General features: G+C 69.0%; 20 protein-coding genes. 18 read left to right on the top strand and 2 right to left on the bottom strand.

The window, feature by feature from the left end; translation table 11 throughout:
* The first annotated feature begins 142 nt into the window (after positions 1–142).
* The 12 genes from NYZ95_RS07910 (at position 143) to NYZ95_RS07965 (ending at position 11,967) form a co-directional block, all read left to right on the top strand.
* On the top strand, positions 143–1,192 hold the full coding sequence (locus NYZ95_RS07910; protein ID WP_262850413.1) for a DUF6801 domain-containing protein: 1,050 nt from the start codon (positions 143–145) through the stop codon (positions 1,190–1,192).
* Between the two features lie 70 nt (positions 1,193–1,262).
* Positions 1,263–2,252 carry an ABC transporter ATP-binding protein gene (locus NYZ95_RS07915; protein ID WP_262850415.1) on the top strand — a complete coding sequence of 330 codons (990 nt, stop codon included), beginning with the start codon at positions 1,263–1,265 and terminating at the stop codon, positions 2,250–2,252.
* Entirely contained in the window at positions 2,249–3,028 is a 780-nt protein-coding gene (locus NYZ95_RS07920; protein ID WP_372500464.1) for an MlaE family ABC transporter permease, read from the top strand. The genes NYZ95_RS07915 and NYZ95_RS07920 overlap by 4 nt, the downstream gene beginning before the upstream one ends.
* A 1-nt stretch (position 3,029) precedes the next feature.
* Entirely contained in the window at positions 3,030–3,857 is an 828-nt protein-coding gene (locus tag NYZ95_RS07925) for an MlaE family ABC transporter permease (RefSeq protein ID WP_262850416.1), read from the top strand.
* A complete protein-coding gene (locus NYZ95_RS07930) occupies positions 3,857–5,173 on the top strand; it encodes an MCE family protein (RefSeq protein ID WP_262850418.1) in 1,317 nt (438 codons plus the stop codon). The genes NYZ95_RS07925 and NYZ95_RS07930 overlap by 1 nt, the downstream gene beginning before the upstream one ends.
* Positions 5,170–6,276 carry an MCE family protein gene (locus tag NYZ95_RS07935; protein WP_262850420.1) on the top strand — a complete coding sequence of 369 codons (1,107 nt, stop codon included), beginning with the start codon at positions 5,170–5,172 and terminating at the stop codon, positions 6,274–6,276. Before NYZ95_RS07930 ends, NYZ95_RS07935 begins: the two co-directional genes overlap by 4 nt.
* On the top strand, positions 6,264–7,247 hold the full coding sequence (locus tag NYZ95_RS07940) for an MCE family protein (RefSeq protein WP_262850422.1): 984 nt from the start codon (positions 6,264–6,266) through the stop codon (positions 7,245–7,247). Before NYZ95_RS07935 ends, NYZ95_RS07940 begins: the two co-directional genes overlap by 13 nt.
* A complete protein-coding gene (locus NYZ95_RS07945) occupies positions 7,244–8,428 on the top strand; it encodes an MCE family protein (RefSeq protein ID WP_262850423.1) in 1,185 nt (394 codons plus the stop codon). The genes NYZ95_RS07940 and NYZ95_RS07945 overlap by 4 nt, the downstream gene beginning before the upstream one ends.
* Positions 8,425–9,531, top strand: a complete 1,107-nt coding sequence (locus NYZ95_RS07950; protein ID WP_262850424.1) for an MCE family protein — start codon at positions 8,425–8,427, stop codon at positions 9,529–9,531. Before NYZ95_RS07945 ends, NYZ95_RS07950 begins: the two co-directional genes overlap by 4 nt.
* A complete protein-coding gene (locus NYZ95_RS07955; RefSeq protein WP_262850425.1) occupies positions 9,528–10,802 on the top strand; it encodes an MCE family protein in 1,275 nt (424 codons plus the stop codon). The genes NYZ95_RS07950 and NYZ95_RS07955 overlap by 4 nt, the downstream gene beginning before the upstream one ends.
* Entirely contained in the window at positions 10,769–11,326 is a 558-nt protein-coding gene (locus NYZ95_RS07960; protein WP_262850427.1) for an Rv1363c family protein, read from the top strand. Before NYZ95_RS07955 ends, NYZ95_RS07960 begins: the two co-directional genes overlap by 34 nt.
* A complete protein-coding gene (locus NYZ95_RS07965; protein ID WP_262850429.1) occupies positions 11,323–11,967 on the top strand; it encodes a hypothetical protein in 645 nt (214 codons plus the stop codon). Before NYZ95_RS07960 ends, NYZ95_RS07965 begins: the two co-directional genes overlap by 4 nt.
* A gap of 4 nt (positions 11,968–11,971) precedes the next feature.
* On the opposite strand, the gene NYZ95_RS07970 is transcribed toward NYZ95_RS07965, so the two are convergent.
* Positions 11,972–12,685, bottom strand: coding sequence for a class E sortase (locus NYZ95_RS07970; RefSeq protein WP_262850431.1), 714 nt, complete (start codon positions 12,683–12,685; stop codon positions 11,972–11,974).
* A 340-nt stretch (positions 12,686–13,025) separates the two neighbouring features.
* Between NYZ95_RS07970 and rpoB the strand changes: the two genes are divergently transcribed.
* The 3 genes from rpoB (at position 13,026) to NYZ95_RS07985 (ending at position 21,659) form a co-directional block, all read left to right on the top strand.
* Positions 13,026–16,496 carry a DNA-directed RNA polymerase subunit beta gene (rpoB, locus tag NYZ95_RS07975; RefSeq protein ID WP_262850433.1) on the top strand — a complete coding sequence of 1,157 codons (3,471 nt, stop codon included), beginning with the start codon at positions 13,026–13,028 and terminating at the stop codon, positions 16,494–16,496.
* Positions 16,497–16,582: 86 nt separating this feature from the next.
* On the top strand, positions 16,583–20,461 hold the full coding sequence (locus NYZ95_RS07980) for a DNA-directed RNA polymerase subunit beta' (protein WP_262850435.1): 3,879 nt from the start codon (positions 16,583–16,585) through the stop codon (positions 20,459–20,461).
* Positions 20,462–20,582: 121 nt separating this feature from the next.
* On the top strand, positions 20,583–21,659 hold the full coding sequence (locus NYZ95_RS07985) for an acyltransferase family protein (RefSeq protein ID WP_262850437.1): 1,077 nt from the start codon (positions 20,583–20,585) through the stop codon (positions 21,657–21,659).
* On the opposite strand, the gene NYZ95_RS07990 is transcribed toward NYZ95_RS07985, so the two are convergent.
* On the bottom strand, positions 21,638–22,825 hold the full coding sequence (locus tag NYZ95_RS07990; protein WP_262850439.1) for a hypothetical protein: 1,188 nt from the start codon (positions 22,823–22,825) through the stop codon (positions 21,638–21,640). The two genes, NYZ95_RS07985 and NYZ95_RS07990, sit on opposite strands and share 22 nt — an antisense overlap.
* Positions 22,826–22,962: 137 nt before the next feature.
* Here NYZ95_RS07990 and NYZ95_RS07995 point away from each other — a divergent pair, with 137 nt between their 5' ends.
* From NYZ95_RS07995 to rpsG, 3 genes are all read left to right on the top strand, one after another.
* The gene (locus NYZ95_RS07995; RefSeq protein ID WP_262850441.1) at positions 22,963–24,252 is read left to right on the top strand and encodes a hydroxyacid-oxoacid transhydrogenase; all 1,290 of its coding nucleotides are present in this window, start codon (positions 22,963–22,965) and stop codon (positions 24,250–24,252) included.
* A 313-nt stretch (positions 24,253–24,565) separates the two neighbouring features.
* Positions 24,566–24,940: a 30S ribosomal protein S12 gene (rpsL, locus tag NYZ95_RS08000; RefSeq protein WP_139087780.1), complete on the top strand. Its 375-nt coding sequence runs from the start codon at positions 24,566–24,568 to the stop codon at positions 24,938–24,940.
* Positions 24,940–25,410 carry a 30S ribosomal protein S7 gene (rpsG, locus tag NYZ95_RS08005; RefSeq protein WP_262850445.1) on the top strand — a complete coding sequence of 157 codons (471 nt, stop codon included), beginning with the start codon at positions 24,940–24,942 and terminating at the stop codon, positions 25,408–25,410. Before rpsL ends, rpsG begins: the two co-directional genes overlap by 1 nt.
* The last annotated feature ends 18 nt before the right edge of the window (positions 25,411–25,428 follow it).

The raw sequence follows: 25,428 nt of genomic DNA on the forward strand, positions 1-25,428 counted from the left end.
CCCTCGCCGTGACCTGTTTGGGACCTGTTGTGGGTTGTGTCACAGTGAAAATGTGGGTTACAGTCACGTTTGTTACCTGGGAGTAGCGGACTGCTGCGCTTCCGGCCGCTGAGGTTCGCTTGGGAGGGAGAACCGTATGCGCGTGAGCGCTCTCGCACGTCTTCATGACGGTCTGGTCCACGGTGGTCTGCGTCGGGGCGTCGGCCTCGCCGCCGCCGCAGGGATGGCCGTCGGGGGAGTGCAGGTGGGTCTGGCGCCGTCGGCCAGCGCTGCGCAGTCGGCCTCGATCAACCAGGTGGGCTACACCTGCGAGTCGGACAACGAGATCATCAACACCTCTCTGGGTGGCCCGCAGCAGTTCCTCGTGAACGCGCGCACGTCGCTCCCCGACCAGGTGAACGGTGGCGACACCATCGCCGAGACGGCGGCCGAGCTCGACCTGATCCTCCCCGCCACGCTCGTCACCCGCATCCGCGACATCATGAAGGTGACGAAGGTCGGTGGCGGCGCGACCTCGACGGTGCTTCTCCAGGGCGTGGTGCCCGGGGGAGAGGTCGCCGCCACTCTCGAGCCCCAGGTCCGCGGACTCAGCTCGCCGATGGTCCCCGTGCCCTCCTCGGGCTCACTCCTCATCCCCGCCAAGGGCACGGTCGACGCCATCACGGTTCCCGCGCTGCCCGACGGGGTGACCGGCGCCCTCATCTACGTGCAGATGCCCAAGACGTTCAAGATCCAGGCGAAGCTCGACCCGCCCGTGCTGGGAGCGATCGCCGAGACCGAGCTCAACTGCGTCCGTAACCTCGACAGCCGTGCCGCGCGCGTGATCGGGACGATCCCCGTCGGCGACGGATGCGAGGAGGCCGAGTGCCCGCTGCCGGCCGCCGGCGGGTCGGGTGGTGGCGGCAACGGCGGCGGGAACGGCGGAGGCAACAACGGCGGAGGCGGCGAAGACCCGCCGGTGATCGACCCGCCCAGCAACCCCGACACCACCACGCCGGGGGGCAACGGCGGATCCGACGGCAACGGCAACGGCAACGGAGGGGGCGGCTCGGACGTCGCGCCGTACACGACGACCAGCCTGCCGGCGACCGGCTCGCCGGTCGGTGTCGGCCTCCTCGGGCTGTTCGGCCTGGTGGCTCTCGGCCGCCTCGCCCTCGCCGTCCGGACCCGTCGTCGGGCCGACAACGCCTGACGCGGGGCCTCTGGTCCCTCCGTGGCGCCTCACCGTCTGAGGCGTCTGTCCCCCCGAAGGAGTCCCGCCCATGGGAGTCGAGGTACGCGTCGAAGGTCTGACGAAGTCCTTCGGCAAGCAGACGATCTGGCGCGACGTGTCGCTCACCCTGCCCGCAGGTGAGATCAGCGTCATGCTCGGACCGTCCGGCACCGGCAAGTCCGTCTTCCTCAAGGCCCTGATCGGCCTGCTGAAGCCCGACGAGGGCCACGTGTTCATCGAGGGCACGGACATCGCGACGTGCAGCGAGCGTGACTTGTACGAGATCCGCAAGCTGTTCGGGGTGCTGTTCCAGGACGGCGCGATGTTCGGCTCGATGACGCTGTTCGACAACGTGGCGTTCCCCCTGCGCGAGCACACCCGCAAGACCGAGACCGAGATCCGCGAGATCGTCATGGAGAAGATGACGATGGTCGGTCTCGTGGGTGCCGAGGGCAAGCTGCCGGGCGAGATCTCCGGCGGCATGCGCAAGCGCGCGGGCCTCGCACGCGCGCTGGTGCTCGAGCCTGAGATCGTCCTCTTCGACGAGCCCGACTCCGGCCTGGACCCCGTACGAACGGCCTTCATCAACCAGCTGATCGTCGACCTCAACGCCCAGATCGAGGCGACCTTCCTCATCGTCACGCACGACATCAACACCGCGCGGACGGTCCCGGACAACATCGGCCTGCTGTTCCACAGGCACCTGGCGATGTTCGGCCCCCGCGAGATGCTGCTGTCGAGCGAGGAGCCCGCGGTCCGTCAGTTCCTCAACGCCCAGACTGTCGGACCGATCGGGATGAGCGAGGAGAAGGACGCCGACGAGCTGGCGCTGGAGGACCACAGCACGCTGCCTCCGCTTCCGCCGATCCCGCTCCAGCTGCTTCCGTCCGACGGACAGCCGCGGCCGACCCAGGCGCCTCCGGGTGCGTGGTGCGCCGCCAACGGTGTGGTCCCTCCGCCCGGATCCTTCCAGGACGACCCGCTCGTGCCCCGACCGCTGCGCGTTCCCGACACGTACTCGTCCGGGGGTGTTGCGTGAGCGCGGTCGCCGTCCTGACGACGCCGCTCGCGACCATCGGCAAGCTGTTCGCCTTCGGGGCGGACGTGGTGGTGGGGGTGTTCCGGCGCCCGTTCCAGGTGCGGGAGTTCATCCAGCAGGCGTGGTTCATCGCCTCGGTGACGATCATCCCGACCGCCCTGGTCGCGATCCCGTTCGGCGCGGTGATCGCACTGCAGGCGGGAAGCCTCATCCAGCAGTTCGGCGCGCAGTCGTTCACCGGGTCCGCGGCCGTGCTCGCGGTGGTCCGCGAGGCTGGCCCGATCGCCACCGCGCTGCTGGTCGCCGGCGCCGGCGGGTCTGCGATCGCCGCCGACCTCGGGGCGCGCAAGATCCGCGAAGAGCTCGACGCGATGATGGTGTTGGGCATCGACCCGATCCAACGACTCGTCGTCCCGCGGGTCCTGGCCTGCATGCTCGTGGCGGTCTTCTTGAACGGCCTGGTCAGCGTCGTCGGTGTGCTCGGCGGCTACTTCTTCAACGTGGTGCTGCAGGGCGGCACGCCGGGCGCGTACCTCGCCTCGTTCACGGCGCTGGCCCAGCTGCCCGACCTGTGGCAGGGGATGGCGAAGGCCCTCGTGTTCGGGTTCATCGCCGCGATCGTCGCCTCGTACAAGGGCATGCATGCCGACGGCGGCCCGCGCGGCGTCGGTCAGGCCGTCAACGAGTCGGTCGTCATCACGTTCCTGCTCCTGTTCCTCGCGAACTTCGTGATGAGCGCCCTCTACATCCAGCTCGTCCCGGCGAAGGCGTTGTGACATGGCGGACGTGAAGGAGCTCTACCGCCGCCCGGTCGGCGGGATCGACGCGCTCGGCCGCCATCTCGCGTTCTACCTCCGGGTCCTCGCGTGGGTCCCGCGCACGCTCGTCCACTACCCCCGCGAGATCTTGCGGCTCCTGTCCGAGGTGACGTTCGGGCAGGGCGCGCTGGCCGTCATCGGCGGGACCGTCGGCGTCATCACCGCGATGTCGTTCTTCACCGGCACGGAGGTGGGGCTCCAGGGCTTCACCGCCCTCGAGCAGCTAGACACCAGCGCGTTCGCGGGGTTCTTCTCCGCGTACTTCAACACGCGGGAGATCGCTCCGCTGGTCGCCGGGATCGCCCTCGCCGCCACGGTCGGTTGCGGCTTCACCGCCCAGCTGGGCGCCATGCGCATCTCGGAGGAGGTCGACGCCCTCGAGGTCATGGCGATCCCGTCGCTGCCGTACCTGGTGACGACCCGGGTCATCGCCGGGCTGGCGGCGATCATCCCGCTGTACGTGGTCGGCCTGCTCGCCTCGTACTTCGCGACCCGGTTGACCGTCACCTGGGTCTTCGGGCAGAGCACCGGCACGTACGACCACTACTTCACGCTGTTCCTCCCGCCCGAGGACGTGCTCTGGTCGTTCGTGAAGGTGATGGTGTTCGCGGTCGTCGTCATCCTGATCCACTGCTACTACGGCTACTACGCCTCCGGCGGCCCGGTCGGCGTCGGCGTGGCTGTGGGCCGCGCGGTACGGACGTCGATCGTCATGATCAACGTCGTCGACCTGCTGATGTCGATGGCGATCTGGGGCACCACGACGACGGTGAGGTTGGCCGGCTAATGGCGCGCACCCCGACTCTCGAACGTCCCGGCATCGTCCGTGTCCTCGGCGTCCTCATGCTCGTGCTGATGCTGGCGGCGGTCTACCTGACGTACGCGGTCTTCACCAAGAAGTTCTCCGGGGACGTCCCGGTGACCGTCCGCAGCCAGAGCGCCGGCCTCCAGCTCAACCGCAACTCCGACGTGAAGCTGCGCGGCGTGATCGTCGGCCGGGTCGAGAAGATCACCTCCGAGTCCGGCCTCGCGTCGATCCACCTGCGGATCGACCCCGACTACCAGCCGTTGATCCCCTCGGACGTGGAAGCCCTGATCGTGCCCAAGACGCTCTTCGGCGAGAAGTACGTCGACCTGCAGCCGGTCGCCGAGTCGGCGGGGACGCCGATCGAGGCCGGAGACGTCATCGCGCAGGCGGACCTGCCGACCGACGTCGAGAACCTGCTCATCGACCTCGACCCGATCCTGACCGCCCTCAACCCGGTCGACCTCTCGTACACGCTCACGGCCCTGTCGGAGGCGCTCGACGGGCAGGGCGAGGCCTTGGGCGAGAGCCTCGAGACGCTCGAGGGCTACCTGCAGAAGATCACGCCGCTGGCCCCGCGCATCGTCGAGGACATCACGCTGCTCGGCGAGGCTGCCGAGACGTACGCCGACGTCATGCCGGAGATCGGTGAGACGCTGCGCAACGCCGTCGTCACCGGGAACACGCTGACCGGCCGCAAGGCGCAGCTGCAGGCGCTCTTCACCGAGACGGCCGCATTCGCGACCACGGCCGACGCCTTCCTCGACCGCACAGGGGAGGACTTCATCACCCTGTCGCGCCAGTCGCGCCCGACGCTGGAGCTGCTCGCGGACCACGCGCCGACGATCGGTTGCGTCCTCAAGGGTGTCGACCGGCTGGTGCCCCGGCTCGACTCGGCCTTCCGCGACAACCGCGCCCACATCACCGTCGAGTTCGCGGCGCGCTCGCCGCGGGCGTACGACGGTGGTGACGCCGCCGACCTCCCGCCCGCGAGCGGGGGCGGCAGCGCGCTCGACCCCACGTGCGCGAGCCTCCCGTCGACGTCGTACGACGCGACGCGACCGGCGCCGGGCATGAGCAAGGCGCTGCTGCGCGAGCTCGGGATCGGAGGCCCGCTGGGCAAGGAGCGCCCGCTGGCGTCGCCGGCCGCGGCGAGCCCTGCGGGGTCACCGACCGAGAAGGCGCAGATCGAGGCGCTGATGGCCGCAGCGTTGGGTGTCGCGCCCGACGAGGTGCCGTCCGTCGCTCAGGCGCTGGCCGGTCCCGTCCTCCGTGGGGCGGAGGTGACGCTCGGATGACCAGGCGCCGACGCAGGCTCGACCCCCGGCTGGACCGCCGGACGGCCGGAGCGCTCAGCAAGCTGTTGCTCTTCCTCGTGGTGACCGGCACGCTCACGGCGATCCTGGCTGTCATCATCGGCAACGTCTCGTTCCTCACGACGCACACCTACAAGGCGGTCTTCTCCGACGTGACGAGCCTCGTGAAGGGCGACGACGTCCGGATCGCCGGCGTGCGCGTCGGCAACGTCTCCGACGTGCGGGTGGACTCCGACGCCACCGCGGAGGTGACGTTCACCGTCGACGCGGACGTGACACTGACCCAGAGCACGCTCGCCTCGCTGCGCTACCGGAACATGATCGGTCAGCGCTACCTGGCACTCTCCGAAGGCGCCGAGGGCTCCTCGGCGCGGCTCGAGCCCGGTGCGACGATCCCGCTGTCGCGGACGCAGCCGGCGCTCGACCTCACCGTGTTGTTCGCCGGGTTCAAGCCGCTCTTCCAGGCCCTGTCGCCGGAGGACACCAACCAGCTGGCGTACGAGCTGATCCAGGTCTTCCAGGGCGAGAGCGGCACCGTCGAGTCGCTCCTCGGTCACACCGCCTCGCTCACGCAGACCCTCGCCGACCGCGACGACCTCATCGGGTCGGTCATCTCCAACCTCACCGTGGTCCTCACGTCGTTCAACGAGCGCGACACCGAGCTGTCGTCGACGATCACGACGCTCCAGCAGCTGATCTCCGGCCTGAAGGACGACCGCGGCGTGCTGACCGGGTCGCTCGACGACATCGCCACGCTGAGCACCGAGACGGCAGGCCTGCTCACCGAGATCCGGCCCGACCTGAGCGCCGACATCGCGCACCTGCGCGAGCTCACCGCCGAGATCGGCACCAAGAAGGCACGCAAGGCCCTCGACCGGACGCTGACGATCCTGCCGATCAAGATCGACCGGATCGGGCGGACGACGGAGTACGGGTCGTTCTTCAACTTCTACGTCTGCGACGTGGGCATCGACGGGCGTCTTCCGTCGCTCAGCGGTGTCCCTGGCTGGGAGAACGCCCGGCCCTTCAAGACGACGAAGCGCGTCACCGTCATGGGGGCAGGAGTGAGCCGATGCGCACGATGAAGCCGTTCCGCGAGCGCAACCCCGTCGCCGTCGGCGCCGTCGGCGTGCTCCTCATCGCGCTCGTCATGGTGCTGGCCAGCCAGGCGAGCTCGCTCCCGCTCGTCGGCAGCGGGCCCTCGTACGCCGCTGAGTTCACCGAGGTGGGCGGGTTGGCCAAGGGCGACGACGTCCGCCTCGCCGGAGTGCGCGTCGGCGAGGTCGAGCGCCTCGAGCTGCGGGGCGACAAGGTCCGTGTCGTCTTCCGGGTCAAGGACGAGAACGAGCGTCTGGGCAAGCAGACCGGGGCGTCGGTGCGCATCAAGACGCTGCTCGGCGCGATGTACCTGAGCCTGGAGCCCGAGGGGCCTGGCACCCTCGAAGAGGGCGCGGTGATCCCGGCCTCGCGCACGACACCCCCGTACGACATCGTCCAGGCGTTCTCCGGGCTCACCGAGACGACGCAGGAGATCGACACCGACCAGCTCGCCTACGCGATGAAGACCTTGGGCGAGGTCACGGCCAAGACGCCCGAGGAGTTCCAGAAGGCGGTCAAGGGCGTCACCGAGCTCTCCGAGAACCTCGCGGCCCGCGACGCGCAGATCAAGACCCTCCTCAAGAACATCGACGGCATCTCGGGCGTCCTCGCCGACCGCAACGCCGAGGTCGTGTCGCTGTTCGAGGACGGCGGGGTCCTGTTCGACGCACTCACCGCCCGCCGCGAGGCGATCCACGACGTCCTGGTCGGGGTCACCCGGATGTCCGACGAGATCGAGACGCTCGTCGCCGACACCCGCGCGGACCTCAAGCCCGCGCTCGACAGGCTCGCCGGGGTCGTCAAGGTCCTCCAGCGCAACGAGGACAACATCCAGGCGGCGCTCGAGCAGCTCCCGGCGTACTACGCCGCCGTGGCCACCAACAGCGGCAACGGCCCCTGGCTGGAGGGCTTCGTCTACAACCTGCTGAGCATCCTCGGACTGGAGGAGGGACTGTGACCGCCCATGTCGAGCGGGGGCCGAAGGTCTCTCGCCGCGCGGCCGAGATCCTGGTCGGCGTGCTCGTCGTCGGACTCGTCGCTGCCCTCGTCGTGGTGCTGCTGCCGCGCTCGGAGAAGCACACGCTGACCGTCGACTTCGACCGTACGGTGTCGCTGTACGAGGGCTCGACGGTCCGGATCCTCGGGGTCGACGTCGGGACGGTCGACTCCATCACGCCACGGGGGACGAAGGTCCGTGTGCGGCTCTCGTGGGACGCCGAGCACCCGGTGCCGGCCGACGTCTCGGCCGTCATCGTCTCCCCGTCGGTCGTCGGAGACCGCTTCGTCCAGCTCACGCCGGCGTACTCGGGCGGCCCGAAGCTGGCCGACGGCGCGTACCTCGACCAGAGCCGGACGGCCACCCCCACCGAGCTGGACGAGACGTTCGCGGCGCTCGACCGGGTCGCGACCGCGCTCGGGCCCGACGGCGCCAACGCTGATGGTGCCCTGGGCGACCTGCTGGCGACCTCTGCGGACAACCTCGACGGCAAGGGGGCCGAGATCAGGCGCAGCATCGAGGCCCTGTCGAAGCTCACGACCACGGCCGACGAGTCCAAGGACGAGCTCTTCTCGTCGATGGACAAGATCGCGACCTTCGTCGAGGCGCTGGAAAAGAACGACGCCTCGGTGCGCGCGTTCAACAGCAGCCTCGCCTCGGTCTCCGGAGTGCTCGCCGGTGAGCGCGAGGACCTGCAGTCCGCGCTGCGTGAGCTCGCCGGCGCGCTGACGGCGGTCCAGGGCTATGTCGCCGAGAACCGGACGAGCCTGCGCAAGAACGTCGACGGGCTCGCCGAGGTGACGGAGTCGCTGGCGAAGGAGCGCAAGAACCTCGCGAAGATCCTCGACCGCGGTCCGCAGGCGCTGGCCAACCTCGCCACCGCGTACAACCCGACGACCGGCACGCTCGACACGCGCGCCACGATCAAGGGCAAGCGCGACGGCAAGTTCCGTACGCTCACCGACGCCGCGTACGTCTCGGCGTACTGCGGCCTGGCCGCCAACCAGAACCCGAAGTACCGCGAGGCTTGCTACGCGCTCGGCGAGGTCGTGTCATGGATGGAGAAGCAGGCCAAGGGGACCGGATCGGCGTCCACGCCGCCGGCCGACGGCCTCGCCTCGCTGATGGGGGTGGCGTCATGACGTCGCGCAGCCACCGGCTGACCGCCGCGGTCGCGACCTTGACCGGCTTCGCCCTCCTGACGGGGTGCGGGCGGGGCAACGTCGGAGACCTTCCGCTGCCCGGAGGGGCCGATCTCGGAGACTCTCCGTTCACGGTCGTGGTCGAGTTCGAGGACGTCATGGACCTCGTGCCGCAGAGCGCGGTGAAGGTGAACGACGTCTCCGTCGGACGTGTCACCCGCGTCTCGCTGGACGGCTGGAAGGCTAAGGTCGAGCTCCAGGTCAACGATGCCGTGGAGCTTCCCGACAACGCCCTGGCGTCCATCCGGCAGACGAGCATCCTGGGCGAGAAGTTCGTCTCGCTGGCGCCGCCGCCGACCGGCGCGACGGGCCGGCTGTCCGACGGCGACCGCATCCCGCTCGCCCGTACGGGGCATACCCCGGAGGTCGAGCAGGTGCTCGGCGCGCTCTCGCTCGTGCTCAACGGAGGCGCGGTCGACAAGGTGCAGGTCATCGCGCGCGAGCTGAACCACGCGATGTCCGGCCGCGAGGCGAACATGCGGACGCTCGTGCGTCGCCTCGACGAGTTCGTCGGGACGGCCGAGGAGTCCAAGGCGGAGATCGTTACGGCGATCGAGCAGGTCGACCGTCTCGCGAAGGCGACGAGGGTGCAGCAGAAGGCGATCGAGGGCGCGCTCGACGACATGCCGGAGGCGCTGCGGACGGTGAACGCGCAGCGGGCCAACCTCGTCCGCATGCTCGAGGCCCTCACCGACCTCGGCACCGTCGGGACGGACGTGATCGTCCGCTCCAAGAAGGCCGTCGTCGCCGACCTCGCGGCGCTGGAGCCTGTGCTGGACAACCTCGCGTCGGCAGGCGACGCCCTGGTCACCTCGCTCGAGGTGCTCCCGACCTTCCCCTTCCCCGACTCCTTGCTGGGTGACACCCCGCGGGAGGCAGCGTCCTACCAGATGGGCGACTACACCAACGTGTCGCTCGACTTCACCACCGACTTCACCAAGACGATCGGGCTGATGTCGCCGGCAGAGCTGAAGTCGCTCAAGGAGGCCCTGCGTGGAGACGGCGTCGGTGCGGTCATGGCCGAGAGCGTGGTGACGCCGTGATCACCCGACGGATGCGTGTCCAGCTGGTCCTCTTCCTCGTCCTGACCCTCGTCGGCGTGTCGTTCGTGGGCGCCAAGTACGCCCGCATCGACCGGCTCTTCGGCGGCGGTGGCTACCCGGTGGTGGTCCAGATGGCCGAGTCGGGCGGCATCTTCACCGGCGCCGACGTGACCTACCGAGGCGTCAGCGTCGGACGGGTCACCGACATGTGGCTGACCCGTGACGGTGTCGACGTCGAGGTGCAGATCGATGACTCCTCGCCCGACATCCCGGCCGACACACAGGTGGTCGTCGCCAACAAGTCGGCGGTGGGGGAGCAGTACCTCGACTTCCAGCCCGCGTCCGACGACGGGCCGTTCCTCCAGGCAGACGACGTCGTCGCCCGTGAGCGTACGCAGGTGCCGATTGACACCCGGACGCTGCTGACCGACGTCAACGCGCTCCTCACCTCCGTCGACGCCGACGACCTCAGCACGGTCATCACCGAGCTCGGCGACGCGTTCGAGGGCTCGGCGGGGGACCTCCGCACCCTCATCGACACGTCGCGCTCGTTCATCACGACGGCCGACCAGAAGTACGCGATGACCGCCGAGCTGATCAGGGACTCACGCCAGGTGCTCCAGACCCAGGTCGACTCGCAGGACGACATCGCCGAGTTCGCCACGAACCTGCGCGACCTCACGACGGCGATGCGCACCTCCGACGCCGACCTGCGCACGGTCCTCGACGTCGGCGCCCCGACGGCGGCGACGCTGCGTGCGGTCGTTGCGGAGAACGCCGACGACCTCGCGACGCTCCTCGACGCCGCGATCACGGTCAACAAGGTGGTCGTCTCGCGCCTGGACGGGGTCCGGGACGTCCTCGTCATCGCCCCGTACGGCGTTGAGAGCGCGTTCTCGATCATCGCCAGGGACGGACGCACGGGACAGTACGCCGCGCGGCTCAGCCTGTCGCTGCAGCCGGACAACGCGCCCTGCCTCAAGGGCTACGTGCCCGGCGCCCGGCAGCGGACGCCGTTCGACCGGACCCCTGAGGTGTGGGACCGGGCGCGCCGGTGCCTGGAGTCGCAGCCGCGGGGCGCCTCGGCCGCCGGCGGCGGGTCGGCAGCAGCGACGGTCTCGAGCTCCGCGGACGACGGGGGATCCGCGGTCGGAACGTACGATGTGGCGACGAAGCAGGTGTCGGTGACGGGGTCGACGATCCCGGACGCACCTGATCTCGGGAAGGAGTCCTGGAAGTGGATGCTGCTCGGACCGGCGGTCGCGCGCTGACCCGCGTGCGGCTGCTCGCGCTGGTGCTCGCCCTGGTGGCGGTCGCCGGCGTCGCGGTCGGCGCGTTCACACTCGCCCGAGGGCCCCAGGTCCCCGCGTACGCCGACGCGTCGACGCAGGCCGACGTGCGGGCCGCCGCGGAGAAGTTCGCGACCAGCGTGAACACCTACGACGTCAAGGACCTCGACCCGTACGTCGCGCGTGTGCGGCCGCTGCTCACCGACGACCTCGCCACGCAGTTCGAGGCCTCGACGAAGGACCTGCTCTCGAAGTTCGAGAAGGCCGGGATCGTGTCCAAGGGCATCGTCAAGCAGGTCGCCGTCGACAGCCTCGACGACGACAGCGCCGAGGTCCTCGCGGCGATCGACGTCGCCACGGAGCCTGCGGACGTCCAGGTCGGCCAACCCCGGCTGCGCTGGCGCATCGCGCTGGTGCGCGACGGCGACGACTGGTTGGTGGACAGCTTCGCCAACATCCCGGTGGAGGACCAGGCGCCGAAGCAGGGCGAGGAGGACGGCTCGTGAGCAACCGACGACCCCGGATCGCGGGGGAGCGGCGTCGGCCGACGGAGCCGGCGCACACGCCCGGGGCTTCCGAGCCCGAGGTTGCCGCGCCCGAGGCTGCGGAGCCCAGCGCGGAGCCCGCTCCGGAGCGCCCCACGCTGTCGCGACGGGCACGGCTCGTGCTCGCAGGACTCGCGCTGCTCGCGGTCGCCGCGGTCGCGTTCGCCGTCGTCGCGGTGCTCGCGGTCCGCCAGGTCGAGGGCGACGCCGACCGCCAGGTCGCGGCGCAGGACCAGGCGGCGAAGGAGGCGACGACCGCCCTCGACACGATGCTGAGCTACCGCCACGCCAGCGTCGCTGAGGACCTCGAGGCGGCGACCGATTTGATGACGGACGACTTCGCCGCGGAGTACGAGCAGCTCGCTCCCCAGGTCGCCTCGGCGGCCGAGCAGCGCAAGATCGACGTCACCGCGTCCGTACGCGCGATCGCTCCGCTCGGCTGCGGGCAGGAGTGCTCGACCTCGAGCGTGCGGCTCCTCGCCTTCGTCGACCAGTACCGTACGGTCGCCGGCAAGGCCGGTTCGCCTGCGGCCCTTTCCGCGGTGGTGCGGATGGAGAAGGTCGACGGCCGGTGGCTCGTCGCCGAGCTGACGACGACCTGACCGCTCAGGCGTGCTCGGTGGCGACCAGTTCGCCGAAGACGACCGAGCGGTTGTCGGTGTGGAAGATCTCCGAGCAGGTCGTCAGCGTGATGAGCGCGGTGCGAGGCTTCGACCGCGAGCGCCCGTCGCGGCGTTCCTTGGCCTCGTCCGGCACCGGTTGGATCACCCAGATGTCGGAGAAGTCGACGATCGTGTCGGTCCCGGAGCCCTTCAGCTCGTACGTGTAGACGTGGGTCCGGGTCTCCACGTACACCTTGTCGCCTGCCTGCAGGTCCGGGAAGTCCTTGAACGGCTGGCCGTTGGTGATGCGGTGGCCCGCGACGGCGAAGTTGCCCAGCTGCCCGGGACGTTGGGTGTCGGGGAAGTGGCCCACCCCGGAGGTGAGGGCCGAGTCGTCGATCCCCTCGACCACTGGGACCTCGAAGTCCTTGCCGAAGCGCGGGATCCGCAGGACGGCCATCGCCTCGCCGACCGCGATCTCGTCGTTCGTGGCGTCGCCCTGGCGGTTGCCGCGCCAGTCGTCGGCCAGGGCGACTGCCATCTCACCCTGGCGCTGCTTGGCGACGATGTTGGTGCCGACGTACTTCCAGGCCAGCCAACCCGCGCCCACGACGAGGACCAGCGTGAGCAGCGTCGCCAGCATCCGAACCGGTCGCAGGTGCGGGGTGGGCTTGAGCTCGGGGCGCTCGCGTCGCGGGGGGACGATCTGCGTCGGCACGAGTCCTCCTCTCGGGTCCAGGCCCGGGCTGGGGCGGCGTAACGAGTGTCACATCCAGGGTGGCACGGGCGCGTCGACAGGCGGCTGTCGGCCCGAGTTCTCGGGCCGACGGTGCGAGAAAACCTGTGCCGCACCGCCCGGCTGCTTGACCTGAGCCCCAGATGCCTTCATCATCGACGGCGAAGGCTTGACTCCCTGGGTTGAAATCTGCCCGGGTTGACGTCTAGACTCATTCTTTGCGCTGCCTGCACTCTGCCCACTCACCCTTGACTTGGGTGATTTGGCATGGGTTCGGTCGGTGCCGCAACCCGGGAACTGCGAGCCTTCGGAAGGACCCCTCTTGGCTTCCTCGCGCACTGCCGCCGCCTCTGCCACCACCAATCCCCGCCGTGTCTCCTTCGCCAAGATCTCTGAGCCCCTCGAGGTGCCTGAGCTTCTGTCGCTCCAGACCGACAGCTTCTCCTGGCTGATCGGAGACGAGAGCTGGAAGGCTTCCGTCGAGCAGCAGCTGGCCGCCGGGCGTACGGACGTCTCCACGAAGTCCGGTCTGGAGGAGATCTTCGAGGAGATCTCCCCGATCGAGGACTTCTCCGAGACCATGTCGCTGTCGTTCCGCGACCACCGTTTCGAGCCGCCCAAGAACTCGGTCGAGGAGTGCAAGGACCGCGACGTCACGTACGCCGCGCCGCTCTTCGTCACCGCCGAGTTCATGAACAACGAGACCGGCGAGATCAAGAGCCAGACCGTCTTCATGGGTGACTTCCCCCTGATGACGGACAAGGGCACCTTCATCATCAACGGCACCGAGCGTGTCGTCGTGTCGCAGCTCGTGCGTTCGCCCGGCGTCTACTTCGAGCGCACGCCCGACAAGACGAGCGACAAGGACATCTTCACCGCGAAGGTCATCCCCTCGCGCGGTGCCTGGCTCGAGTTCGAGATCGACAAGCGCGACCAGGTCGGTGTCCGCCTCGACCGCAAGCGCAAGCAGAGCGTCACGGTTCTGCTGAAGGCGCTCGGCTGGACCGAGGCTCAGATCCTCGAGGAGTTCGGCCAGTACGACTCGATCCGCGCGACCCTGGAGAAGGACCACACGTCCGGCCAGGACGACGCGCTGCTCGACATCTACCGCAAGCTCCGCCCGGGTGAGCCGCCGACGACCGAGGCCGCGCAGCAGCTCCTCGACAACTACTACTTCAACCCCAAGCGCTACGACCTCGCCAAGGTCGGCCGCTACAAGATCAACAAGAAGCTGGGCACGGACGAGGCGTTCGACCAGCAGACGCTGACGATCGACGACATCGTCGCGACGATCAAGTACATCGTCGCGCTGCACGCCGGTGAGACCGAGCTGGAGATGCCGGCGGGCCAGACGTTCGTCGAGGCCGACGACATCGACCACTTCGGCAACCGTCGTCTGCGCAGCGTCGGCGAGCTCATCCAGAACCAGCTCCGTACGGGCCTGGCCCGCATGGAGCGGGTCGTCCGCGAGCGGATGACGACCCAGGACGTCGAGGCGATCACGCCGCAGACCCTGATCAACATCCGCCCCGTCGTGGCGGCGCTGAAGGAGTTCTTCGGCACCTCGCAGCTGTCGCAGTTCATGGACCAGAACAACCCGCTCGCGGGCCTGACGCACAAGCGTCGTCTGTCGGCCCTCGGTCCGGGCGGTCTGTCGCGTGAGCGCGCAGGCTACGAGGTCCGCGACGTGCACCCGTCGCACTACGGCCGCATGTGCCCGATCGAGACCCCCGAAGGCCCCAACATCGGTCTGATCGGCTCGCTGGCCTCGTACGGCCGCATCAACTCCTTCGGGTTCGTCGAGACGCCGTACCGCAAGGTCGACGGCATCCGCGTCACGGACCAGATCGACTACCTGACGGCCAGCGACGAGGACCGCTACGTCATCGCGCAGGCCAACTCGCGCCTCAACGAGGACGGCACCTTCGCCGAGGACCGCGTCCTCGTCCGCCAGCGTGGCGGCGAGGCCGAGCTCGTCCCGGCCGACGAGGTCGACTACATGGACGTCTCGCCGCGCCAGATGGTGTCGGTCGCGACGGCGCTGATCCCGTTCCTGGAGCACGACGACGCCAACCGCGCGCTCATGGGGTCCAACATGCAGCGCCAGTCGGTGCCGCTGATCCGCAACGACGCCCCGCTCGTCGGCACCGGCATGGAGTTCCGTGCGGCCGTCGACGCCGGTGACGTCACCGTGGCCAAGGCTCCGGGCGTCGTGACCGAGGTCTGCGCCGACTACGTCGAGGTCATGCAGGACGACGGCACGTACAAGACGTACCGGATGTCGAAGTTCACGCGCTCCAACCAGGGCACGTGCATCAACCAGCGTCCGCTGGTCCGCGAGGGCGACCGTCTCGAGAAGGGGTCGCCGATCGCCGACGGCCCCTGCACCGACGAGGGCGAGATGGCGCTCGGCTCCAACCTCCTCGTGGCGTTCATGCCGTGGCAGGGCCACAACTACGAGGACGCGATCATCCTCTCGCAGCGTGTCGTCCAGGACGACCTGCTGACCTCGATCCACATCGAGGAGCACGAGGTCGACGCCCGCGACACCAAGCTGGGCCCCGAGGAGATCACCCGCGACATCCCGAACGTCAGCGACGAGATGCTCGCCGACCTCGACGAGCGCGGCATCATCCGCATCGGCGCCGAGGTCTCCAACGGCGACATCCTCGTCGGCAAGGTCACCCCGAAGGGCGAGACCGAGCTGACCCCCGAGGAGCGCCTGCTCCGCGCGATCTTCGGTGAGAAGGCGCGCGAGGTGCGTGACACCTCGCTGAAGGTCCCGCACGGCGAGTCCGGCACGGTCATCGGCGTCCGCGTCTTCGACCGCGAGGAGGGCGACGAGCTGCCGCCGGGCGTCAACCAGCTGGTGCGCGTCTACGTCGCGCAGAAGCGCAAGATCTCCGACGGTGACAAGCTCGCCGGCCGCCACGGCAACAAGGGCGTCATCTCGAAGATCCTGCCGCAGGAGGACATGCCGTTCCTGTCCGACGGCACCCCGGTCGACATCATCCTCAACCCGCTCGGCGTGCCGGGCCGGATGAACGTCGGCCAGGTGCTCGAGACCCACCTCGGGTGGGTCGCGAAGGCCGGCTGGGACATCGGTGACAGCAAGGACGAGTGGGCCGAGCGTCTGCGCCAGATCGGTGCCGACCGCTCCCCGATGGACTCCAACGTCGCGACGCCGGTCTTCGACGGCGCCCGCGAGGACGAGATCCAGGGCCTCCTCGAGTCGACCCTGCCTAACCGCGACGGCGAGCGCATGGTCGGTCGCGACGGCAAGGCGCGGCTGTTCGACGGACGTACGGGCGAGCCGTTCCCGGACCCGATCTCGGTCGGCTACATGTACATCCTCAAGCTGCACCACCTGGTCGACGACAAGATCCACGCCCGCTCGACCGGCCCGTACTCGATGATCACCCAGCAGCCCCTGGGTGGTAAGGCGCAGTTCGGTGGACAGCGCTTCGGTGAGATGGAGGTGTGGGCCCTCGAGGCGTACGGTGCCGCGTACGCGCTGCAGGAGCTCCTGACCATCAAGTCGGACGACATCCTCGGACGCGTCAAGGTCTACGAGGCCATCGTCAAGGGCGAGAACGTTCCCGAGCCGGGCATCCCGGAGTCGTTCAAGGTTCTCGTCAAGGAGATGCAGTCGCTCTGCCTGAACGTCGAGGTCCTCTCGTCCGACGGCACCGCGGTGGAGATGCGTGACGCCGAGGAGGACGTGTTCCGGGCTGCCGAGGAGCTCGGGATCGACCTCTCGCGCCGCGAGCCCGCCAGCGTCGAGGAGGTCTGAGCCGCGGGGGCGCGGCACTCCCTGAGTCCGCGCCCCGCCTCCGTCCTCGCCACACAGATTTTTCATCACGAAGGAAAGAAGACAACGTGCTCGACGTGAACTTCTTCGATCAGCTCAAGATCGGCCTTGCCACCGCCGACGAGATCCGTGCCTGGTCGCACGGTGAGGTGAAGAAGCCCGAGACGATCAACTACCGCACGCTCAAGCCCGAGCGTGACGGCCTGTTCTGCGAGAAGATCTTCGGTCCCACCCGGGACTGGGAGTGCTACTGCGGCAAGTACAAGCGTGTCCGCTTCAAGGGCATCATCTGCGAGCGCTGCGGCGTCGAGGTGACCCGCTCCAAGGTGCGCCGTGAGCGCATGGGACACATCGAGCTCGCCGCTCCCGTCACCCACATCTGGTACTTCAAGGGTGTGCCGAGCCGTCTCGGCTACCTGCTCGACCTCGCTCCGAAGGACCTCGAGAAGGTCATCTACTTCGCCGCGTACATGATCACCCGTGTCGACGAGGACGCGCGTCACCGCGACCTGCCCTCGCTCGAGGCCAAGATCGACGTCGAGCGCAAGAACCTCGAGGCGCGTCGCGACAACAACATCGAGCAGCGCATGACGAAGTTCGAGGAGGACCTCGCGGCGCTGGAGGCCGAGGGCGCCAAGGCCGACGCCAAGCGCAAGGTCAAGGACGCCGCCGAGCGCGAGGTCAAGCAGATCCGCGACCGCGCGCAGCGTGAGATCGACCGTCTCGACGAGGTCTGGAACCGCTTCAAGAACCTCAAGGTCCAAGACCTCGAGGGCGACGAGCTGCTCTACCGCGAGATGACGTACCGCTTCGGCAAGTACTTCGAGGGCTACATGGGCGCCGCGGCGATCCAGAAGCGCCTGCAGGACTTCGACCTCGAGGCCGAGGCCGAGAACCTCAAGACGACGATCGCGACGGGCAAGGGCCAGCGCAAGACCCGTGCCCTCAAGCGCCTCAAGGTCGTCTCGGCGTTCATGACCGGCGATAACAACCCGGCCGGCATGGTCCTCGACGCGGTCCCGGTCATCCCGCCGGAGCTGCGCCCGATGGTCCAGCTCGACGGTGGCCGCTTCGCCACCAGCGACCTGAACGACCTCTACCGTCGCGTCATCAACCGCAACAACCGGCTCAAGCGCCTGCTCGACCTCGGCGCTCCGGAGATCATCGTCAACAACGAGAAGCGGATGCTCCAGGAGGCCGTCGACTCGCTGTTCGACAACGGCCGTCGTGGCCGTCCCGTCACCGGGCCGGGCAACCGTCCGCTGAAGTCGATCTCCGACATGCTCAAGGGCAAGCAGGGTCGCTTCCGTCAGAACCTGCTCGGCAAGCGCGTCGACTACTCGGGTCGATCGGTCATCGTCGTCGGCCCGCAGCTCAAGCTGCACCAGTGCGGTCTGCCGAAGCAGATGGCGATCGAGCTGTTCAAGCCGTTCGTCATGAAGCGGCTGGTCGACCTCAACCACGCTCAGAACATCAAGTCCGCCAAGCGGATGGTGGAGCGCGGCGCCCGCGCCGAGGTGTGGGACGTCCTCGAAGAGGTCATCGCCGAGCACCCCGTGCTGCTCAACCGTGCACCCACCCTGCACCGTCTGGGCATCCAGGCGTTCGAGCCGCAGCTGATCGAGGGCAAGGCCATCCAGATCCACCCGCTCGTGTGCTCGGCGTTCAACGCCGACTTCGACGGTGACCAGATGGCCGTCCACCTGCCGCTGTCGGCAGAGGCGCAGGCCGAGGCCCGCATCCTCATGCTGTCCACGAACAACATCCTCAAGCCGGCCGACGGCCGTCCGGTCACCATGCCCACGCAGGACATGGTCATCGGGCTGTACTTCCTCACGCTCGAGCGTGACGGTCAGCCGGGCGAGGGCCGTGCGTTCGCCTCGGCCGCCGAGGCGCGGATGGCGTTCGACCGTGGCGAGATCACGCTGCAGAGCAAGGTCAAGATCCGCTTCGAGGACGTCGTGCCGCCCGAGGGCACAGAGGTCCCCGAGGGATGGGCCGCCGGTCAGCCGCTGACGCTGGAGACCACGCTGGGCCGTGTCCTCTTCAACGAGGCGCTCCCGGTCGACTACGCCTACGTGAACTACCAGGTCGGCAAGAAGCAGCTCGGCGTGATCGTCAACGACCTGGCCGAGCGCTACAGCAAGGTCGAGGTCGCCGCGTCGTTGGACGCGCTGAAGGACACCGGCTTCCACTGGGCGACCCGTTCGGGTGTCACGATCTCCATCGAGGACGTCGTCACGCCGGAGCGCAAGCAGGAGATCCTCGCCACGTACGAGGACCAGGACGCCAAGGTTCAGAAGCAGTTCCAGCGCGGCCTGATCACCGACGATGAGCGTCGTAGCGAGCTCATCGAGATCTGGACCCAGGCCACCAACGAGGTCTCCGCCGAGATGGAGAAGACCTTCAGCCAGGACAACCCGATCTGGATGATGATCCAGTCCGGCGCACGAGGCAACATGATGCAGATGCGTCAGATCGCCGCCATGCGAGGCCTGGTCGCCAACCCGAAGGGCGAGATCATCCCGCGCCCGATCAAGGCGAACTACCGCGAGGGCCTCTCGGTCGTCGAGTACTTCATCGCGACCCACGGCGCCCGCAAGGGTCTGGCCGACACCGCTCTGCGGACGGCCGACTCCGGCTACCTGACGCGTCGCCTCGTCGACGTCAGCCAGGACGTCATCATCCGTGAGGAGGACTGCGGCACCGAGCGCGGTCTGCCGAAGCGGATCGCGGAGCGCCTCGACGACGGTCGCCTGATCCTCGCCGAGAACGTCGAGACGTCGGCGTACGCCCGCAACGCCGCCACGGAGATCACCCACCCGGAGACGGGCGAGGTGCTCGTCGAGGCCGGCGGCGACCTCGGTGACCCCGAGATCGCGGCGCTGGTCGAGGCCGGGGTCGAGGAGATCAAGGTCCGTACGGTCCTCACCTGCGACGCGAAGACCGGTACCTGCGCGAAGTGCTACGGCCGCTCGCTGGCGACCGGCAAGCTCGTCGACATCGGCGAGGCCGTCGGCACCATCGCGGCCCAGTCGATTGGTGAGCCGGGCACCCAGCTCACCATGCGTACCTTCCACACCGGTGGTGTGGCCGGTGACGACATCACGCACGGTCTGCCGCGTGTCGTCGAGCTCTTCGAGGCCCGCCAGCCCAAGGGCCGTGCGCCGATCTCCGACGCGGCCGGCCGCGTCCAGATCGACGACAGCGACAAGGCGCGCAAGATCGTCGTCGTCCCGCACGACGGGTCGGAGCCGCACGAGTACCCGGTCTCCAAGCGTTCGCGTCTGCTCGTCGCGGACGGCGAGGAGGTCGAGGTCGGCCAGCAGCTCACGCACGGTACGCCGGATCCGCAGGAGGTCCTGCGCATCCTCGGTGTCCGCAAGGCCCAGGAGCACCTCGTGGACGAGGTCCAGGAGGTCTACCGCAGCCAGGGCGTGGCGATCCACGACAAGCACATCGAGATCATCGTGCGGCAGATGCTGCGTCGCGTCACGGTCATCGACCAGGGCGAGACCACGCTGCTTCCGGGTGACCTGCACGACCGTGCGACGTTCGAGGCGGAGAACCGTCGCGTCGTCGCAGAGGGCGGGCAGCCGGCGTCCGGCCGTCCGGTGCTGATGGGCATCACGAAGGCCTCGCTCGCGGTCGAGTCGTGGCTGAGCGCGGCGTCCTTCCAGGAGACGACCCGCGTCCTCACGGAGGCGGCGATCCAGGGCAAGTCGGACCAGCTCCGTGGCCTCAAGGAGAACATCATCATCGGCAAGCTGATCCCGGCGGGCACCGGCCTCGAGCGGTACCGCAACATCCGGGTGGAGCCCACCGAGGAGGCCCGCCAGGCTGCGTACGCGGTCACCGGCTACGAGACGTACGACTACGACTTCGGCAACACCGGAGGCCAGTCGGTCGCGCTCGACGACTTCGACTTCGGCAGCTTCTCGGGCTGACGGACGAGGTCTGACGAGGGCCCCGGAGCGGATCATCCCGCTCCGGGGCCCTCGTGCGTGGCACGGCAGTTCTCAGGGGTTCTCAGGCATAGTTCAGCCTCGGCTGGTTACGTCAAGAGAGATGTCTACGACGCTGACGCAGCCCCCCGCTGCGGCGACCGCCGAAACGACGACCCCGGTGGAGCGCCGCAAGGCCCGTGATCCTCTCCTCGACAACGCCCGCTACTGGGTGATGCTGCTCGTGGTGGCCGGTCACGGCCTCCAGTACCTGCTCGACGTGCCCGACGCCCGCGGCACCTACGCGTGGATCTACGCGTTCCACATGCCGGCGTTCGTGCTGATCTCGGGGTATGTCGCCCGACGCTACGAGGGGACCCCGAAGCAGGTCCGGACGATGCTGACCAGCCTCGTCCTCCCGTACGTGGGGCTCAACATCGCGCTCGACGGCTTCCGGGCGCTGCTCGACGGCAAACCGTGGGAGCTGAACCTGCTCGACCCCGCGTGGTCGACGTGGTTCCTGATCGCCTTGTTCGTGTGGCGCCTGTCGTCACCGGTGTGGCGGGTCGTCCGCGCCCCTGTGCTCGTCGCGGTGGCGGTGAGCCTGCTGTCGGGGCTGTGGCAGGTCAGCAACGTCGTGTCGATCCACCGCATCCTCGGGCTGCTGCCGTTCTACGTGGCGGGCATGTACCTGCGTCCGGAGCACTTCGCTGTCCTGCGCCGCCCGTGGGTGCGGTTCGTCTCCCTGGCCACCCTCAGCGGCACGCTCGCCTGGTGCCTCTTGCGGCACGAGGGCTGGTACGTGTCGTGGCTCTACTGGCGCGACGCGTACGCGGACGCGCCGCTGGAGGCCGATGCCGTCGGCGGGCTGACGACGCGTGCAGGGCTGCTCGTGGTCGGGTTCGTGCTGAGCGCCGCGGTGCTCGCGGTCGTCCCGGCGCGGCAGGACCGTACGAGCGAGCTCGGCCGGAACACGATGAACGCGTACGTGCTTCACGGGTTCGTCCTGATCCTGCTCGCCCACGTCGGCGTCTTCAGCGCCCTGGCGAGCTGGGGGGCTCTCTCCGTGCCGGTCGTCGTGATCGGGTCGGTGCTCCTCGGAACGGCCCTGATGTCACCGCCGGTGGCGCGCGTCGTCGGACCGGTCGTGACTCCCCAGCTGAGGTGGGCCTTCAGGGATCAGCGCGCCGGCGGCGTGTAGAACAGCGCGATGTAGTTGCCGCGTCCGGCCTGGGTGAACGTCGCCGACACCGTCGGGCCGCCCTTCGGGGTGACCGCGTGGTAGGTCGTGCTGATCTCCGTGCGGTCCTCGATGACGTCCTGGGTGGGTGCGCCCGCAGTGCTGTAGGCCAGCACGTAGCTGCGCGCGACGGCGTCGGCGTTGACCCCGCGCTCGACGAGGATGCTGGCGAACAGGGGACGGTCGCCGGAGAGGAGCAGCGCGGAGTCCTCGCGCAGCTTCCAGCGGTCGGTCCCGAGCGTGCCGCCGGTGGTCACCGGGCGCGAGACGGGGAAGTCCGGCCACTCGGCCTCCACCGGGGGAGCGGCCGGCAGTGGGGTCGTCGTCGCCGGCGCCGGGCTCGGTGCCGCGATCTCGGGGCGCTCGCCCTCAGCGGGGGTGTCCGTGTTCTCGTCGAGGGCTTCCCAGACCGGGCGCATGTCGGGCGGGTCGGTCTGGACGAGGGTCACTGTCATCACCGGCTTGCCCTGAGAGCCGGCGGGGGACTGCTTCGTACGCATGTTGCCCGGGTCGACCGTGGCGATCACGCGAACGCCGACGTCGTCGGTCGTCCGCCCGGTCACGTCGAGCGTGCACCCGGTGTAGAGGCCCTGCGCCACCGTGCAGAAGCGTGACCAGGCGTCGGGGTCCAGCTCCAGGCCCGGGACGAGGGTCGCGACCTGCTCGATCACCTCGGAGAACGCCTCGCCGGGATCACCGTCGACCCGCAGCAGCGCCGTCGTCGTGTCCGGCTCCGGGGCCTCCTCGAGGAGGGAGAACGTGTCGTCGGTGGGGAGGGGGTGCGGAGGCTCGGTCGTCGGGGTGGTCTCCTCGGGGTTCTCCGCCGCCTCCGTGGCGGCCTCGATCGCCTCGCGACGCTTCGCCTCGGCCAGCACCGGCGCGTACGCGGCCAGCAGCGGGGCGCTGCGGCGGCGGACGAGGGGGCCCATCTGGGTCGTGCCGTCGGGGACGGTCAGGGAGAGGGCGATCGGCGTGCCGGAGAACGTCTCGTGCTGGCCCACGTCGACCCGAAGACCGACGTGGGTGGTCTCGGCCGGGTCAGGCGCCGAGGGCGTGAGTGGGCTGCACGCCGACAGCCCGACAGCCACGGCCGTCGCGAGAGTCGCGACAACGACCGACCGATGCATCCGTCCACCTCCGAGTCAGAACCCGATCACCCTAGGGCAACGTGGGCGCAGGCCGAACAAGTGCCCGGCGGCGCCGTATTGTCGTCTACGCAACACCGCGCCGCCGCCGTGACCGCACCCACACCCCAGGAGCGCCGATGTCGTTCTCTGCCCCTACGACGCCCGAGAGCATCTTCACGTACGGGTCACCGCGCCTGAAGTTCGGCGCCGGCGCCAGTGCCGAGCTGGGCTACGAGCTGGCCTCGCTGGGCGTCCGCCGAGCGCTGCTCGTGACCGACCCCGGGCTGGAGGCGACGGGCATCCCGGCGCGGGTGGTCGAGCAGGTGGCGGCGGAGTCGGTCGAGCTGGTCGTCTACGCCGGCACGCACGTCGAGCCCACGGACGCGAGCCTCGAGGACGCGATCGCGTTCGCCCGCGCCCACGGGCCCTTCGACGCCGTCGTCGCACTCGGCGGTGGGTCGAGCATCGACACTGCGAAGGCCGTCAACCTCCTCACGACCAACGAGGGCGAGCTGATGGACTACATCAACGTCCCCGTCGGGGCCGGCCGGGCGCCGGCGAAAGCGCTGCTGCCCCTCATCGCCCTGCCCACGACGACCGGCACCGGCAGCGAGAGCACGACGATCTGCGTGCTCGACGTCCTCGCCCAGCACGTCAAGACCGGCATCAGCCACCCACGTCTGCGCCCCGAGCTGGCGATCATCGACCCCGATCTCACGCTAAGCCAGCCCGCCGGGGTCACCGCAGCCAGCGGGATGGACATCCTGTGCCACGCGCTCGAGAGCTACACCGCGCGGCCGTACAGCTCGTACGAGCGCAAGCGCCCCGAGGAGCGCGTGCCGTACTGCGGCGCCAACCCGATCTCGGACGTCTGGGCCGAGAAGTCGCTGAGCCTGCTCGCTGCCTCGTTCCGTACCGCCGTCCGCGAGGGCGACGACGTCGAGGCGCGGGGCCAGATGGCATTGGCGGCGACCTTCGCCGGGATGGGCTTCGGCAATGCGGGCGTCCACCTCCCGCACGCCAACGCGTACCCGATCGCCGGGCAGGTCCGTGACTTCCGTCCCACCGGGTACCCGCAGGAGGAGGCGATGGTTCCCCACGGCATGGCCGTCTCGCTCACCGCCCCCGAGGCCTTCCGCTTCACCTTCGACGCCGCACCCGAGCGTCACATCCGTGCGGCCGAGCTGCTCGACCCGACTGCGGAGCGGCCGGCCGACATGGCCGACTTCCTGCCGCAAGTCCTTATCGGTCTCATGCGCGACATCGGGATCCCCGGGGGCATCGCAGCCGTCGGGTTCGACAAGGCCGACATCGGTACGCTGGTGGAGGGCACGATGAAGCAGCAGCGGCTGCTGGCGACGGCGCCGAAGCCGGTCTCGCCCGAGGACGTCACCGGCATCTTCGAGCGTTCGCTGACCCTGTGGTGAGGCTGGGGCCCGCATATCGTCCGACCAGGCAGGACCGGTTTTGACCCCTCCCCAGGCACCCGGTAGTCTTGGACATTGTGCCGTGGACTCGCTGTTCGCGTGCACCGATTCGTGTGTCGCCACACCGTCGGTCGATTCGTACGACTGGCTCCTCGGAGTCAGGGTGCGGACGGGTGCAGGGCCACGAGAGCAACACCTACCATCGCACGTCGCGGTGGCGGCACGCCTGAGGCGCGCCGCCCGGCGACGCCTGCGGGGGAGGCCGTACGACATCCGCACGACTCAAGAGCCGGACAGCAGAAAGAAGCATGTAGTGCCAACGATCCAGCAGTTGGTCCGTAAGGGCCGTCAGGACAAGGTGGCGAAGACCAAGACGCCCGCCCTGAAGGGTTCGCCGCAGCGCCGTGGAGTGTGCACCCGCGTGTACACGACGACGCCTAAGAAGCCGAACTCCGCGCTGCGGAAGGTTGCTCGTGTTCGTCTGAGCAGCGGGATCGAGGTCACGGCCTACATCCCCGGTGAGGGTCACAACCTGCAGGAGCACTCGATCGTGCTCGTGCGTGGCGGCCGTGTGAAGGACCTCCCGGGTGTCCGATACAAGATCATCCGTGGCGCGCTGGACACCCAGGGTGTCAAGAGCCGCAAGCAGGCTCGCAGCCGTTACGGCGCGAAGAAGGAGAAGAGCTGATGCCGCGCAAGGGACCCGCGCCGAAGCGCCCCATCGAGGCCGACCCGGTCTACTCGAGCCCCCTGGTCACGCAGCTGATCAACAAGGTTCTCGAGGACGGCAAGAAGCAGGTCGCGCAGCGCATCGTCTACTCCGCGCTCGAGGGCACCCGCGAGAAGACCGGCACCGACCCGGTCATCACGCTCAAGCGTGCGCTCGACAACGTCAAGCCGACCCTCGAGGTCAAGTCCCGCCGTGTCGGCGGTGCGACCTACCAGGTTCCGATCGAGGTCCGCGCCTCCCGCGCGAACACCCTCGCCCTCCGCTGGCTCGTCCGGTTCTCCAGCGAGCGTCGCGAGAAGACCATGGCGGAGCGCCTGATGAACGAGCTCCTCGATGCCAGCAACGGCCTCGGTGGCGCCGTGAAGAAGCGTGAGGACACGCACAAGATGGCCGAGGCCAACAAGGCCTTCGCCCACTACCGCTGGTGACGATCTGCCGCCGGCCCC

The sequence above is a fragment of the Mumia quercus genome (assembly GCF_025506335.1).
GTDB lineage: Bacteria > Actinomycetota > Actinomycetes > Propionibacteriales > Nocardioidaceae > Mumia > Mumia quercus.